This window comes from Bacteroidota bacterium (genome assembly GCA_039111535.1).
In the GTDB taxonomy this organism is placed as follows: Bacteria; Bacteroidota; Rhodothermia; order Rhodothermales; family JAHQVL01; genus JBCCIM01.
In genome coordinates, this window is sequence record JBCCIM010000005.1 from 28,091 (window position 1) to 43,519 (window position 15,429).

Annotated in this window: 15 protein-coding genes; 6 read left to right on the top strand and 9 right to left on the bottom strand. The window is 52.2% G+C overall.

The annotated features are described in order from the left end of the window. Positions 1-13: 13 nt before the first annotated feature. The 3 genes from AAF564_01510 to AAF564_01520 all read right to left on the bottom strand — a co-directional run bounded on the left by AAF564_01510 (position 14) and on the right by AAF564_01520 (position 2,482). Positions 14-1,243 carry a sigma-70 family RNA polymerase sigma factor gene (locus AAF564_01510; protein ID MEM8484189.1) on the bottom strand — a complete coding sequence of 410 codons (1,230 nt, stop codon included), beginning with the start codon at positions 1,241-1,243 and terminating at the stop codon, positions 14-16. Further along, on the bottom strand, positions 1,236-1,577 hold the full coding sequence (locus AAF564_01515; GenBank protein MEM8484190.1) for a YciI family protein: 342 nt from the start codon (positions 1,575-1,577) through the stop codon (positions 1,236-1,238). The genes AAF564_01510 and AAF564_01515 overlap by 8 nt, the downstream gene beginning before the upstream one ends. 122 nt (positions 1,578-1,699) lie before the next feature. Further along, positions 1,700-2,482, bottom strand: coding sequence for an RNA methyltransferase (locus AAF564_01520; protein ID MEM8484191.1), 783 nt, complete (start codon positions 2,480-2,482; stop codon positions 1,700-1,702). Between the two features lie 512 nt (positions 2,483-2,994). Between AAF564_01520 and AAF564_01525 the strand changes: the two genes are divergently transcribed. The 5 genes from AAF564_01525 to AAF564_01545 all read left to right on the top strand — a co-directional run bounded on the left by AAF564_01525 (position 2,995) and on the right by AAF564_01545 (position 8,670). After that, a complete protein-coding gene (locus AAF564_01525) occupies positions 2,995-4,302 on the top strand; it encodes a Glu/Leu/Phe/Val dehydrogenase (GenBank protein ID MEM8484192.1) in 1,308 nt (435 codons plus the stop codon). 89 nt (positions 4,303-4,391) lie between these two features. Continuing rightward, positions 4,392-4,994 (top strand): hypothetical protein, encoded by a 603-nt coding sequence (locus AAF564_01530; GenBank protein MEM8484193.1) that lies wholly within the window; start codon positions 4,392-4,394, stop codon positions 4,992-4,994. Continuing rightward, complete coding sequence (locus AAF564_01535) at positions 4,984-6,717, top strand: Ig-like domain-containing protein (protein ID MEM8484194.1); 1,734 nt, start codon at positions 4,984-4,986, stop codon at positions 6,715-6,717. The genes AAF564_01530 and AAF564_01535 overlap by 11 nt, the downstream gene beginning before the upstream one ends. A 2-nt stretch (positions 6,718-6,719) precedes the next feature. Continuing rightward, positions 6,720-8,321 (top strand): NAD(P)H-hydrate dehydratase, encoded by a 1,602-nt coding sequence (locus AAF564_01540; protein ID MEM8484195.1) that lies wholly within the window; start codon positions 6,720-6,722, stop codon positions 8,319-8,321. 4 nt (positions 8,322-8,325) lie between these two features. After that, entirely contained in the window at positions 8,326-8,670 is a 345-nt protein-coding gene (locus AAF564_01545) for a VanZ family protein (protein ID MEM8484196.1), read from the top strand. A 4-nt stretch (positions 8,671-8,674) separates the two neighbouring features. Here AAF564_01545 and AAF564_01550 read toward each other — a convergent pair whose 3' ends face one another. Next, positions 8,675-9,487, bottom strand: a complete 813-nt coding sequence (locus AAF564_01550) for a DUF1080 domain-containing protein (protein MEM8484197.1) — start codon at positions 9,485-9,487, stop codon at positions 8,675-8,677. Between the two features lie 437 nt (positions 9,488-9,924). Here AAF564_01550 and AAF564_01555 point away from each other — a divergent pair, with 437 nt between their 5' ends. After that, the gene (locus tag AAF564_01555; protein ID MEM8484198.1) at positions 9,925-10,581 is read left to right on the top strand and encodes an energy transducer TonB; all 657 of its coding nucleotides are present in this window, start codon (positions 9,925-9,927) and stop codon (positions 10,579-10,581) included. Between the two features lie 139 nt (positions 10,582-10,720). On the opposite strand, the gene rpiA is transcribed toward AAF564_01555, so the two are convergent. From rpiA to AAF564_01580, 5 genes are all read right to left on the bottom strand, one after another. After that, positions 10,721-11,449 carry a ribose-5-phosphate isomerase RpiA gene (gene rpiA, locus AAF564_01560; GenBank protein ID MEM8484199.1) on the bottom strand — a complete coding sequence of 243 codons (729 nt, stop codon included), beginning with the start codon at positions 11,447-11,449 and terminating at the stop codon, positions 10,721-10,723. Positions 11,450-11,526: 77 nt separating this feature from the next. After that, a complete protein-coding gene (locus AAF564_01565) occupies positions 11,527-12,066 on the bottom strand; it encodes a hypothetical protein (protein ID MEM8484200.1) in 540 nt (179 codons plus the stop codon). Positions 12,067-12,300: 234 nt separating this feature from the next. Continuing rightward, positions 12,301-13,530, bottom strand: a complete 1,230-nt coding sequence (locus AAF564_01570) for an ABC transporter permease (GenBank protein ID MEM8484201.1) — start codon at positions 13,528-13,530, stop codon at positions 12,301-12,303. Positions 13,531-13,580: 50 nt separating this feature from the next. After that, positions 13,581-14,816 (bottom strand): ABC transporter permease, encoded by a 1,236-nt coding sequence (locus tag AAF564_01575; GenBank protein MEM8484202.1) that lies wholly within the window; start codon positions 14,814-14,816, stop codon positions 13,581-13,583. 116 nt (positions 14,817-14,932) lie between these two features. Beyond that, on the bottom strand, positions 14,933-15,403 hold the full coding sequence (locus AAF564_01580) for a GNAT family N-acetyltransferase (GenBank protein MEM8484203.1): 471 nt from the start codon (positions 15,401-15,403) through the stop codon (positions 14,933-14,935). Between the last annotated feature and the right edge of the window lie 26 nt (positions 15,404-15,429).

Genomic DNA, 15,429 nt, shown 5'->3' on the forward strand with positions numbered 1-15,429 from the left:
ACAACGAGATGAACTAAGGCTGCAGCCGGCGTTCCAGCAGGGTTTTTATTGAGGGAGTGGGTGCAAGTTTAAGGGCCTCTTCTCGATAGCGCGCCGCCTCCTGCACATTTCCTATCCGCCGGTGCAAATCTGCCATCACAGCAACCCATAAATACGAGCCAGTGAGCCATGTTGGAGGCTCAAATGTTTTTAACACAGCAAGCCCGGCATCGGCGCCTTTCCATTCCGCCATGGCTACAGCAAGGTTGAGGCGGTGAATGGCTGAAGGTGCCATTTGCTCGAGCAATTCATAACATCCTACAATTTTATCCCACTGTGTGGCCTCAAAAGATGGCGCCATGCAATGCGCAGCTGCAACGCCGGCTTCAGCATGGTAACGAGAGTAATGTCCGCCGGCAGCCGACTTGGCCAGCCAGGAGAGTCCACGTCCTATACGCGCCTTGTCCCACCTGGAGCGGTCTTGTTCTTCCAACAAGAGCAATCCTCCCATTGCATCCTGCCGCGCTGTCATGCGCGCAGCGTGCAACTCCATCAGGGCAAGCAAAGCGTACGTTTCGGGCACTTGCCCCACAGGATGCTCCACCAACAAACTCGCCAGTCGCAGGGCTTCGTTGCAAAGCTCTTCCCGAATGGCAAAGGCCGCGTGTCCTGACAGGTAACCTTCGGTAAAAAGGAGGTACAGAATGCGATGTACAGCCGGCAAACGCGCGGTGTAGGTACCTTTCGTGAGGCCATCTGTTTGTGGTGGGTTTTCGCGCAACCGATTGCGGGCACGTGTCAGCCGTTTATACACGTTGGCTTCGCTGGTAAACAACCGAAGGGCTATTTCGCGCGCACTGAAACCACAGAGAATCTTTAGTGCAAATACAAGCTGGGAAGGCTCAGGGATGTGCGGGTCACAACATACAAACAGCATCCGCAAGAGGTCGGTCTCTTCAGCTGTAGCTGTACCCTCCTCATCTGTACGCCCTGGCTGCAACGCTGTGGTCTGCTGTAGAAGCAAGCGACGCCGGCCAGCAGCCTGCCGCAAGGCCCCAATGATCTCATTATGGGCTACGCGGTACAACCAGGCGTCCGGGTTGGGCGGCACACCCGCCACAACCCAGGACTCCAGCGCTTTTTGCAATGCCGTCTGAACAGCATCTTCAATGTCTTCGATATATGCTGCACCAATCCGGCGCGACAGCTGGGCAACCAGCCGGCTGTATGCGCGCCGGAAAAAGTGCGGCGCCAACTCAGTCATGATCAGGGATGACTATTTCCCGGACTTCCACGCTCGATCCAGCATGCACGCCAGGGCTTTCGTGTGCAACCTGTACAGCCTTCTCCATCGTCTCCGCTTTGATAATCATGTAGCCCCCAATAACTTCCTTGGATTCGACAAACGGGCCATCTGTCGCGCCCTCTTCACGCACAACCCGGCCGTCACCGAGCATGCCTCCCAGGTCAACAATATTGTCCTGAAATTTCTCTTTCCAGTTATGAAATTTGGAGTAGATCGCTTCCATCTGCGCTGGAGACAAACCGGGACTGCCGCCGGGGGCGCTGCGCTGAATACAAAGATAGGTTTTGGACATAATGCTCCTCTATATTTTTTTAACATGCCTGCCGATCAATGCAATCGACACCCCTTAACGTCTGGCAGTTGTTTTTTTGGACACTGTATCCAATTTTTTTTCTTAAAAGGACTTCAAAAAGATTAGCCGGCAGTCCAATGTTGCATAATAATACCCGCTGCAATGGCTGCATTGAGCGATTCTGTGCCAGCTCCAGATTGATTGCCAACAATCGTCACCCGGTCATCCAGCAGGGCCTGGACGGGGGCTGAAATGCCATTTGCTTCGCCACCAATCACCAGCACAGTTTTGTCTGCAGGTTGCCATTTCGGCAGCACTGTACCTTCCAGATCAGCGCCAACCAACTGGAATCCGGCGGCCTTCAATGCCGCTAACGCCTCAACAAATGCTGGCTCGCGTACTAGTGCAGTATCCCAAATACCACCCATCGTAGCCCGTACCACTTTGGGGCTAAAAAAATCTGCTGTATCAGCATTGCCCAAAACCGCATCAATACCAAACCAGGCGGCTGTACGGATGATTGTGCCTACATTCCCCGGATCTTGCACACTATCCAACGCGAGCACGGTTTGGAAAGTGTGCAATGTACTGACCGATGTTTTGCCGATTTCTGCTACAGCAAAAATACCGGGCGCTGTATTCACGGCAGAAATCTGCCGGGCTACTTTTTCGGTGATTTCGTAAATAACCACACCTTGCCGCCCATCAAGCAATTCCAGCACAGCGGTATCAACAGCCATGCTTGGAGTAAGCAGCACTTCAATGACCGGAGCGCCTGCCTCAAGTGCAGCGGCAACGGAGCGCCATCCCTCTATCAGCATGAGCTGCAGGGTTTGTCGACCTTTTCTTCTGGCAAGCGAAGCGATGGCCTTGCGGCGTTGATCTGATAAATGCCGGCGTGTCACTGTTCGTTTACGTTCGGTTGTCTGTTCGGGCTGATATTCGCCTGGGCTGCAATCATGCTGCGCCGGCTGCTAAAGTACAATATTTACACGCATAAAACGCCCCATTGCGTTACAAAAGCGGCAGCCAACATTGTGCTAACCGGATACCAGTGGGCTTTGGGCACAGAAAAACCTGCGTTACTGCCCAGGTCTTTTTCTGGAATGATCTATGCAGAAGCTGCATCCAAATTTTCGCACAACGCTGAACTGAAGAAATCAGGCCCTTTTGCTTCCTGAAGGGACGAAAAGATCATTACAAATATTCCGCTTTTTGAAGAATCTGTTCGTATTGAAAGTAGCCAAACAGAAAGCGCTTCCAGTGCGTATATTTTGCGCTTTCATTTTTACGTATCGACATCGTGTAGCAACGGAGTTTACAAGCGGAGTATACACGGCCATAAGCACAGGGCGAAGGGCGTACGCTGTCGAGACACCATCCCCAACCAATCTGTAAATCTTTTTGAGCCTAACACATGCCAACAAAGAAAGGCGTTTACGCCAAATCCGTATATAAAGAGCCCTCCCCGTTCGCACACAAGGACGATCCGTTCCACGCGATGATTGAACGCTTTGATATCGCAGCGGACATCCTGAATCTGGAAAAAGGGTTTTACGAATACCTGTGCGCGCCGGCACATATTCATATCACGTCCAACCCAATCGTAATGGACGACGGTGAAATCAAGGTGTTCAAAGGCTTTCGAGTAATCCACAATGATGTTCTTGGTCCCGGCAAAGGTGGGATTCGGTACGCACCTGACGTCAATTTGTCGGAAGTAAAAGCGCTGGCAGCATGGATGACGTGGAAGTGTGCCGTTGTAAATGTGCCTTTTGGTGGTGCAAAAGGAGGCGTGGTGTGTAATCCGCGAGAAATGAGTCCGGGCGAACTGGAACGCCTGACCCGCCGATACACCTCAAGCATGATTGAGGTTTTTGGCCCCGACAAAGACATTCCGGCGCCAGACATGAATACCAATGAGCAAATCATGGCCTGGATCCTCGACACTTACGCCATGCACTCGCGGCGTACAGACATGGCCGTAGTTACAGGGAAGCCCCTTTCGCTTGGCGGTTCGCAGGGGCGTAAAGAGGCTACCGGACGCGGTGTGATGCGCTGCACCCTTGCCGCCATGGAACGCATTGGAATGAAGCCCGGTTCAGCTTCCGTTGCTGTACAAGGATTTGGCAATGTGGGCTCCGTGGCAGCTCGGCTCTTGCAAGAGCAAGGCTGTAAAATTGTTGCTGTAAGCGATGTATCAGGCGGCTACTACAATGCTGACGGCCTTGATATCGAAACCATGATCGAATACGCTGCAGCCAACAAGTACAGCCTTGAAGGCTATAAAAACGCAGAAAAGATCTCGAATAACGAATTGCTCACGTTAGATGTGGATGTCCTTGTGCCGGCTGCCAAAGAGGACCAGATCACCAAAGCAAATGCCCCGAACATAAAAGCAAAAATCATTGCTGAAGGCGCCAATGGTCCAACAACACCGGAAGCTGATGACATTCTGAATGAAAACGGTGTGCTGGTTATCCCCGACATTCTCGCAAACGCCGGCGGTGTAACCGTATCCTACTTCGAATGGGTACAAAACCGACATGGGTATTTCTGGAGCCTCGACCGCGTCAACAGGCGCCTCGACCGTATGATGCGCGAGGCGTTTGATAGCGTCTATGATACAGCCGAGAAGCACAACATTTCGATGCGCATTGGGGCCTACGTGCTCTCTATCGATAAGGTAGCCAGCGCACTACGGATCCGCGGCATCTACGCTTAAGCAGGATAAAGGCGGGTTTTGTTGCCCCAATCCGGATCAGAATTCGGGGATGGGCATACCTTGATGGAATTTGATTTGCTTTCCATCCCATGCGACACCCTGCCTTACTTTTTGTCTTGCTTGGCAGCCTTGCTTCCCCAGCAATTGCCCAGCCTGCAAACACTACTGTGTTTCAGGACCTCGCGCTGCAGTGTGTCGCTTTTGTTGAGGATTCATCTGGAGACCTGATTATTGACACGCCGGCCGCCCGAATGCCTTATGTGCGCAGTGCCATTGTGCAAGCGCTCGATGCATCGGGCCGCCAGGTGTATCTGGCAGATTCTAGCTACACCACACAACCGGATAACCTGCTTACGCTCCGGTACCAGGTAGACGGTACTTCTATCGACTATAAACGACTCAGGAAGAAACGGGCGCAACGATCCGTAACCCTGACAGCCTCTGCTACACTTATCGACACCCAGGGCGCTTTGGTGGTAGATAAGTCCTGTAGCGAACTGGCAGTAGACACCGTTGCCATTGCGACACTGAAAGGACTTGAGAACAGCGTCTACCGGGAGACGCAGGGGCCCACGGTACAATCAGGGTTTGTCCGCCGCTTCCTGCAACCGGTTATGTTGACCGCGGCAACATCGCTTTCCGTCTACTTGTTTTTTGCCCTGCGCAGCGATAGCAACAGCGATGAAAACTGACGCCGGCCATACATATCTCCTCATTCGCCGTGCACAACAGCGATATACCCTTTTACTCGCCGTTGTGTTGGGGATTACCTCTTGCGCAATTCCTGTTCTACCTACAGGCGGACCGCAAGACAAAGAGCCTCCTGTCATCATTGATGCAACACCGAAAGCAGAAAGCGTGAACGTCTCAACAGACCACGTCCGAATCGTTTTCTCGGAATTTGTCGACCAGGCCTCTTTTGCACAGGCCATTGCTGTAACTCCTGCGTTTGATCGTCCGCTGCAATACAAGTGGCGCAAAAACCGGGTTGATATCACCTTCCCCGAGCCTCTTCGCGACAATACAACCTACATCCTCACCATCGACACCAAACTGCGCGATGTGAACCGGGTTGCGCTTACACAACCCATCACGTTTGCCTTTGCAACCGGCCCCGTGATCAACCGTGGCAAAATCGCCGGCCGCGTTATCGAACCCCTCGAAGGCACGGGCGTCGCCAGCTTCGATGTCTTCGCATATGCCCTCGCCGATTCCACCCTGCCTGACTCGCTCCCCGATAGCCCGGCCTATCGCATTCAAACAGACGACCAGGGCGCGTTTGCTTTCGACTATATGAGCGAGCAGCCCTATTTCGTGGTGGCGCTCCGAGATCTAAACAGAAACCGCATGCCTGATGGCATCGAGCCCTTTGCCGTCCCTCCGGTGCCAATTATTTATGCAGATACGACGAGTCCTGATGGCGCACTAACCTGGTTGGTGACCAAAACAGATACCATTTCCCCAAAAATTCAGCGCGTGCGCGCCTTGTCGAACCAGCGGTTCATGTTGCGGCTTTCCGAGTCCATTCAGATCACCAGGCGCGATCCTGCGTTGTGGAGCCTGAAAGATTCTGTAAGCAACCAGACTTTCCCGATTGAGGACATTTACCTGTATCCCGAAGACCCGAAACAGATCTACATTAAAACAGCAGAGCTTTTTGCCACAACACATCTACTGCAGGCCGGCGGACTTTCCGATTCAACGGGTAATCCTGTAGACACAACAGCTATTACCTTCAGACCATCCGCAAACCCGGATACCTTGCAGTTGCGTTTCCTTGGTTTTCAGCCCGAGAACCTTTCCCCCAACGAAATTGGCGCATCTGTGCTACCACCTGACATCAATGCCGGCATTCGACTGAACCAGGCGGTCACCCCGGAAACCCTTGCAGGCTTTGTAACAGTCCAGGATTCCACACAAACGCCGCAAGCTTTCGAGAGCCGTTCTACCGATGGTTCTATTTATGAACTTACCTTCCCTGATTTGCCCGCCGGTATGCCATTCACCGTACAAGTTGACGGCGCAGGTGTTGGTGCCCCAGACACCACCTATACCAAGTTATTCCAGCAGTTGACCGACGAAAACCTCGGCGAATTGCGCGGGCAACTGATTGCTGCAGATTCTGTCGGCCAGGCTGTGGTAGAACTCTACCCAACCACGCGGCCAGTTGCCCGCGAGCGTATTGCTGTAGAGACACCAGATACCTCCGGCACCTTTGTCTTTTCTCGCCTGCCCGACAAATCGCAATACCGTTTTCGCGCATTCCAGGATTACAATGCCAATCTGCGTTGGGATGGTGGCCAATTGCTGCCCTACCAAAACGCCGAACCCCTTGCATGGTATAGCGACAGCCTGCAGGTACGTGCACGTTGGGAGCAGACGTTGTCCGATACCCTGAAGATCGAGCAACGATAAACATGCCGAAGCTGCCAACAAGTACCATGTTGCCGGCCTTGACTGCAACTGCCATGCGGGAAGCAGATCGGTTTACCATAGAAGCACTTGGCATCCCGGGCTTCACCCTCATGGAATCAGCCGGCCGTGCTGTACTGCCGGCTATCTTGAAGCAGTTCAACATAACCTTGTCGGAATTGGCAGGCTGGCAAGTACTCTGCCTCTGTGGGAAAGGGAATAACGGCGGCGACGGACTCGTGGTAGCACGTGTACTGGCGAGCGCCGGCGCACAGGTCAACATATGGCTGATTGCGCCAGCTGAAGAACTCTCCCCTGAAAGCAAAACCAACCTCGCCATTCTCGAAAAACTGGTCGAGCAGGACGCGTCGCTACGTTTGAGTATCCATGTAATGCAAGCATCTGAAGCATTGCCACCGGATGGCTCTTACAACCTGATTGTCGATGCTTTACTCGGTACGGGCGTTTCACGGCCATTGCGCGCCAGCTATGTTGCGGTTGTGAATTGGATCAATGCGCAATCGGCCCCTGTCATTGCACTAGACATCCCAACAGGCCTCCACACCGACTCGGGCATTGTGCTCGGTGCTGCGGTCAGGGCCGACCTTACGGTAACCATGGGTGCACTTAAAACTGGCCTGTTGTGCAACGAAGGCCCGGCACACGCGGGCCAGGTTGAGGTTGCTGAAATCGGGATTCCACGGATAGCACTGGACCGCGCAGCAGATTTGCATGCGTGCCCCTATGTAACCACACGCAAAGCCGTGGCTTCCTGGTTACCCAAACGGTCTAGAAACACCCACAAATATGCTGAAGGGATGGCGGTGGTAGTTGCGGGCGATGCCGGCATGGCCGGCGCAGCAACCCTTGCCGCAACCGTTGCTGCACGCAGTGGGGCCGGCGCAGTGCTTTGCGCAGCCCCCAAAGCCTTACAACCCGTTCTGGCTACCAAACTGACGGAGGTCATGACCCTTGGCCTTCCCACAACACAAGACGGCATCGACGGCAAAGGAGCCCTTTCATTGCTTGCCGATCACGAGAAAAAGGCAACAGCCTTGCTGGTAGGATGTGGCATGGGAAAGAAATCGTTAACGCAGAATTTCATCCGCAACCTCGTCCATAAAACCACGTTACCCACCATTATCGATGCGGATGGCCTCAATGCATTTGTCGGGTATACCGATACATTCAAGGACTTGCGGCAGCCTGTAGTCCTGACGCCACACTGGGGAGAGTTCAGAAAACTGACTGGTGTCGAAGATGCCAAAGCAGACCGGCTCAAGCTTGCACATCAATACGCAACAGCGTGGAATTGCGTACTGGTATTGAAAGGAGCGCCAACGGTAGTAGGTACACCCGAAGGGGCGCTTTTTATCAGTCCGATTGTGAACCCGGCCCTTGCTACGGCAGGCAGTGGCGACGTGCTTGCCGGCCTCTGTGTGGGGCTCCTTGCGCAAGGACTTACTCCTGTACAATCGGCCCTGGCGGCCCTCTATCTCGGCGGAGAGGCTGCCAACCATTATACGCAACACAATCATCCGGCCACGATGCTGGCTTCCGATCTGATTGCACACTTCAATATCATTATGAACGCTTACAAATCCTGAATTTATGTTGCGTCGTTACGCGCTTGCAATCGGATGGACCCTCTTGATCCTGGCCGGCTGCTCCATTCCAGGCAATGACATTCCCGACGTAGGGTTTGATCTGTTTGAACAGGACAAGTTAATCCATTTCACTTTTTTCCTCGTCTACGGATTACTCTGGTCCCGGGCATTGCCCGACACAGTGCCTGGGAAGTTTGCCTGGGTTGGCATTTCAGGGATTCTGTACGGTGTGGGCACAGAAATATACCAGGGCATGTTACCCTGGGACCGTACCCCCGACCCTATGGATGCCATGGCAAACATGACAGGGTTGCTTATCGCCATTCTCTATTACGGACTACGAAAGTAGCTAACTACATCGGTCTGATTTTAATATTCCGCCAGCGGCATTTTGCCCCCGTTGCCCATCGATTGCTGCCGCCGTGAATTTGCACAGCTATTGAGCCGCTGCGCCCCAGCAACTGCCGTACATTCTCCCGGTCGTATTTGGGATGTGCAAACGTTGACCCGTTGAAATCAGCAATGAGCGTATCATTGATCCATGTTTTGATGATCGGGTAATCGCCAACACAAACCACGCGCACCCGATTCCAGTCGTCAATTTTCCACGCGTTAATCCACTCATCTGCCGTACAGGCGTGTGAAATGGGCGCCTCTGCATACGCGTCATGCGCCACGCTATCAAAGCCGACCAGTTTGCCGGCTGCGTCTTTTTTGCTGCGTAAACTAAAAGAACGCGTATTAAACGCACCCGTGCGCTCCCCATACAGGTGCCCTACGATGCCACCATCGAGGTAATCCACCATCATCTGGATGCACTTCCCATCGTCGTGTCCACGCAGGAAAAGGCCAGAGTCGATCCCCCAGTCTGGTTTTATTTCAAGATGTAACTCAAAATCACCAAAGTGCTGATCAGTCAGCAGAATCCCACCATTCCCTGAGCCTGGCGGATCCTGCTCTCCTACAATCGCGCCGTCTTCGACGTACCAATTCCCTCCCGTTCCGTGCCAGATTTTCTCGGGGTTGATGTGCCAACCGTTTAACGATTGCCCATCAAACAGCGTGATAAAGTCGTCTGGCGCAGACTTTCTGGAGGTTGAGATCGAAGGCACAGCCAGCAAAGGCGCTGCTGCGGTATGTTTGAGAAAAGATCGACGAGATGGCATGGCAAGGGGGCGGTGTTGGTGAATGATTGGAGGAAGGGTTGAATTTAACGCCGATTGATGCGCTTGCATAGCATACAATAGCGTCTCTATCAATACTGAAAAAAACGAATACCTGAAAAACTTAGATCATGTCTTGGTTCATAAATTCGCATGGTACGTAGTTTACCCTTTTTAGGCCGTTACATCAACTTTTGCGGTCTTATCACAATAATTGCCACCACGCCTAAGAGGCAACACAAAGCGTCAGGGGTGTTAATCATCTGCATCGTAATAATCTGTCGCAAAAAACAGCAACTTTGCCAAATAGGCCGGGTCTTTTACTTGAAGGATCACGAATTTCGTGTTTACGGCGTCAAATCAATTGACCTTGCCAGTAAACTTTCGTTATCTTCTCGATCTCACCTTTGAAGTGCATTGGAGAAGTATTAGGTAAAACCATGGCATTACGTAAATCTGAAAACGCCGACTTGCGCAGCAAATACCCGCTTTTTGTGCAACTTGGGCTCATTATTGCACTGGTTGTTCTGATTGGCGCTTTCCGCGTCAATTTCACTCCAGAATCTGATTTCCAGATTGTTGAAGTTCAACAGGAAATTGTACAGATGGAGGAGATCCAGCAAACCAAGCAAATTGAAAAACCACCTCCACCACCAAAGCCACCAGTGCCCATTGAAGTGCCTGATGACGAGGTGCTTGAAGACGAAGACCTTGACCTTGACGTTTCCCTTGAGCTCGACGAGGAGATTGTAAATCTTCCACCGCCGCCAGCTGAGGAAGAAGAAGAGGAAGAGCCAGAGATCTTCATGATCGTGGAAGACATGCCGGAATTGATCGGCGGCCTTGGCTCAATCCAGAAGAAAATCAAGTATCCTGAAATTGCCAAGAAAGCGGGCGTTGAAGGACGTGTATTTGTACAGTTTGTTGTTAATGTAGACGGTAGCGTTGAAGACCCCGTAGTTGTACGCGGTATCGGCGCCGGCTGTGACGAAGAAGCTGTACGTGCCGTAGCACAGGCTAAATTCAAGCCTGGTCGCCAGCGCGGCAAAGCGGTACCTGTAAAGATGTCGCTGCCAATCACGTTCAAGCTGAAGTAATCAGCTAGACGGAAAGTTTATTGAAAAAGCCCTGTTGCCGTGCAGCAGGGCTTTTTTCGTTTTTGACGTAGATTAGCAAAGGCAGTTTTCTACTTGATCGCCAGCCATAGGTAGCCCTGCAGGTTACATACCCAACCATTTAGCTTTTGTGCAGCGTCCGCACGCTACCATCCGCTTCGGCCACAAGCACACGGGCGGTCATGTTGATAAACAGGCCATGATCCAGCACGCCTGTTAATCCCTTGATTGCCGCATCCAGCACTGCCGGCGCTTCGATGCCGGCAAACTGCGCGTCCACAACCCAGAATCCCTGGTCGGTAACCACGGGGCCATCTTTATGCTTGCCCATCCGGATGGCCGGTACAGCGCCCAGCGCCTCCAGCGATCGCATTACAGGTGTTACAGCCATCGGCAACACTTCCACCGGCACAGGTTTACGCGTACCGAGTTGGTCCACAAGCTTCGACGCATCCACCAGCGCCACAAACATATCAGCCAGCGCCGCGACCACTTTCTCACGTGTATGTGCAGCACCACGGCCCTTGATCAGGTTTAATGCTCCGTCCACTTCATCTGCACCATCCAGCGCAATGTCCAGGCGATCAACAACATCCAGGGATACAATGGGAATACCCATTTCGCGGCCCAACCGCTCAGCAGCAAAGGATGTCGGCGTACCTACAATTTTTAATCCCTCCTCTTTCACGCGCCGGCCTAACTCCTGTATTGCAAACGCTGTTGTTGACCCCGTACCCAGCCCCACGCGCATACCGTTATCAACGAGTTGTGCTGCGTGAATCCCAACTGCTTTTTTGGCAGCCTGCTGCTTGTTTGCATCCATAACGCCAGACAATGTATGAGTAATCATTCCTGAAACTGCTTTGATGAGAATTAGCTCCAGGAAGAAGTATCGGCAAGAGAATACGCAGACCAAGTCCCACAGCTTTACTCAGCCCTGTTGAATGTATAGGTGTGGCGAACAAACGGTGCTGAGGCCCCATCCAGCAATATATAGCGAGTTATCGACAGGCTGTCCCCTTGCCGTTGAATGACGTGGTCTATCTGCGCATCCCGGTCATTGTCCTGCCCCCTCCTGGTAATTTTGACCTCAAATGTGTTCTTATCTGCGTCCATCTTGTGGCTCATAAGCTTATGTGAAGCCCCGTTAAACATCACCCGATCACCGCCGGCAATTCTTATTGCACCTTCTCCATCAACTTCTTCTCCTCCAGGTTCCGTATAGACAAACCGGTAGACGATATGATCTTCCTCCTGGCTATACACCGCACGCGTAGGCAAAGTCACACGTGTTTTGTCATCACCGTAATTCAAATATTCGAGGGCTCCTTCCCATGTACCCGTCAGAAATGCCAAATCTTCGACCGACAGCTGATCGGACGTGGCTACATCCATGGTGGTGCGTTTTGCATTACAGCCAAACACAAAGAGCAAAAGCAAAACGTAAACTGCGCTAAAATCCTTCATAACAAACCCTCTATGGGAAATGGTTGAACATGTCTCCATATTACGAGGATATTGTTCGCTGAAGGGTCAAATCATGGAATGAGAAGTGTCAAAACACACTTTGAGGACGTTAACCTGGTCCTTTCCCGGCAAGTGCAAAAAATTGAATAAGGTATATCTATTCGCTGTTGAAGCCTCAAACGACTTGCCGTATCAAAAGGGTGGACAAGCGGCAGTGTAGAGAATCCGATACGCCTACTCGTACCGCAACGACTCAATCGGATCGAGGCCGGCAGCTTTGAAGGCAGGGAAGCCACCAAAGACAAGGGAGATGATGGTCACCATGGCAACGCCGTAAAACGCCCAGTCCCAGGGGAAAACGGGGGTTATATCAAAGTAGATGGCCACATAGTTACCCACAGCAGCACCAAGCAAAATGCCCAGAAAACCGCCAATCTGGCACAGGAAAAATGCTTCTAGCAGGAATTGCCGCATAATGTCGCGGCGTTTGGCGCCAATAGATTTGCGCACACCAATTTCGCGGGTACGTTCCGTAACGGAAACCAGCATAATGTTCATGATCCCGATGCCGGCTGCAAGCAGTGCAATCGCACCGATAAAAGCACCACCCATGGTCAGGGTGCCGGTGAACGCGTCAAATACACCCTGAAACGTATCGTTGGTTTCGATTTCGAAGTTGTTCTCTTCGCCGGCCTGCACTTTGCGAATCACGCGCATTCGACCAATCGTTTCCTCCTGTGCTGCCGTCAACAATTCCGGACTCGCCACCCGCATGCTAATGCTCGCCATATTACGCTCGGGAATCCCATACAGGGAAAAACCGCGCGTAATCGGCGCCAAAATGCGGTTGTCCTGGCTAAAGCCGAGAAAACTGCCTTTTTCTTTGAGCACGCCGATCACTTCGAACCGGTGGCCGTCCATCCGAATGGTTTTGCCAAGGGGTGATTCGTTCGGGAAAAGCTCTTCTGCCGGCTCTGCTCCGATGACGGCAACCGGGCGCGCATACTGGACATCCTGCTCGGTCAGGAAGCGCCCCTGCGAAAGCTCGTAGCTGAAATTGCCCAAAAAGTTTTCGTCGGTCCCAAGCAAAACCAGGTTGGGCTCTGTGTCTTCAGTCCCATACCGCACGGCACCCAGGTGAAAATCCTCCACGATGCTGACAATCACGGGGGTCTGCATGCTACGTTTGAGGCGTGTTACCTGCTCGTACGTAATGCTGGGGCGATTTCGGTCACTCCGGTTACGGCCACCGTCCTGAATCTGGGGATACCGCGTAACAGAGTAGGTAGAGGAGCCAAGGAATTGCATCGACTCCTTGAAATACACGTCAATCACTTCCACCGCTGTAACGGATACAATGATGGCAAAAACCCCGATAACCATACCAAGCAGGGTAAGCGCAGAACGCATCATGTTGGCGCGCAGCGCAGACATTGCCATCCGAAAAGCTTCAAAAAATCCCATATCGCGTGTTGGTTCGGGGTCGTGTTTTAATTGCTATCAGAAGCCTGCTGTTATTCGTACCGCAGCGCTTCGATGGGCTCGGCTTTTGCCGCCGTCCAGGCCGGCGCAAGGCCGAAAACCAGGCCAATAAGAATACAAATAATAAACGCCGTGGCGACCGTAGAGGCCGGCAATACAGCCGTCAGGAAGGCATTGATCAATGCAGTTATAAGGATCGAGATGCCAATACCAATGAGTCCGCCCAGCACACACACGACGATGGCTTCGATGATAAATTGCATAAGAATGGTTCGGCGCTTGGCACCAATGGCCTTGCGGATACCAATCTCTCGCGTGCGTTCCTTTACTGATACAAACATGATGTTCATCACTCCGATTCCACCAACCAACAAGGAAAGCGCCGTCAGGAAAATACCGATGGAGTAGATGGTCAGTTTGATAGGCGCCAACTGCTCGCGCAGAGAACGCTGCTCGTTGATCTCAAAATTGTCTTTGTCCGCTGCATCCAATCGGCGCGCCGTACGCACAATACCAGTTAACTCATCTTTTGCGTCATCCATCACCCCCGAATCTACAATACGGACCCGGATAGAAGAACTGCGCTTCGATATACCAAAATTGTTTTTAAACGCCGTGATGGGTACCTGTATTTCCAAATCCCCGGACCCTTGTCCCTCTGCGTTCGACCCTTCTTTAGCAAGCACACCGATTACCTGAAACCGAATACCGGAAACTCGTATTTGCTTTCCAATCGGCTCTTCAAGAGGAAAAAGCTGTTCCGCCACAGCAGCACCAATCACACACACATTGCGCCCACTCCGGTCTTCGATGTCGCTGTAAAAACGGCCTGACTCAATTTCTACGGAAAAGACCCTCGGATAATCTCCAGACGACCCCTGAACGCGAACACCCGACAAAGTCTTGTCGCCAAACCGGACCGAGCGCCCAGTGTTAACAACGGGTACCGCTGCCACGGCAAAACGAGACTTTTCAGAGATCACCTCAGCCAGATCCGGCTTAATGTCGGGACGGTTGATGTATTCCCACCATTTAAAACCAGGGCCACGGGTCCACGGCCACTTTTCGATATAGAGCACATCCGTCCCGAGTTCGGACATCTGCTCTTCGAAGTTTTGCTCTACCCCGTTGATGATCGTCGCCATTGCGGTGACGGAGGTAATACCAATGATAATACCCAACGTGGTGAGTATCGATCGTAGTTTGTTGGCACGAATGGCACGGAGCGCAATTCGCAAGCCTTCCCAAAGTTCTAGAAGAATGTACACAGGGTGCGTGGTTCTGGTAGATTAAAGCTAACCGAGACTAACACTAGGTGGTCCTAAAACGTACGCATGGCCGGGCAACTGGTTGCGCCTGCGGGATACAACCGGCGGGTTAAGTGCTAGATCGCCTTCTCAAACTGTAGGCGGTAGTCCTGAAAGACTGTGTTAAAATCGGCTTTGGACACATGAAATCCTTCCTCTAACCCCATGATGGTCATACCAGGGTGTTTGTTGGGGAAGGTATCAAACGTAAACCGCGCAAAACCCATTTGTTTGACCCGGGCAATCATATCGTACAACATGACACGTGCAATGCCTTGCCGGCGGTAAGAGGACAACACCCCGCCCTTGGCGCTGTAAAACGTCTCCATGTCCTGGCGATAGCCGATTTTAAACCCAATGGGCTCATCTTTCAAGTACGCCAGTAGCATGAGCAAGTCTTCCCGATCGAACGTATTAATGACCCGTTCTTCCTCGAAAATTGTGACATTGAGTTTCCGGATTATATCCAGGTGCTCAAAGCCTACTTGTTGAATGCGGATGGCGTCTTGCATGGGAATCAAGCCAGCGGGCAACTTACCGGTTAACATGCTTTGTAGTAAAATACATTAATGTC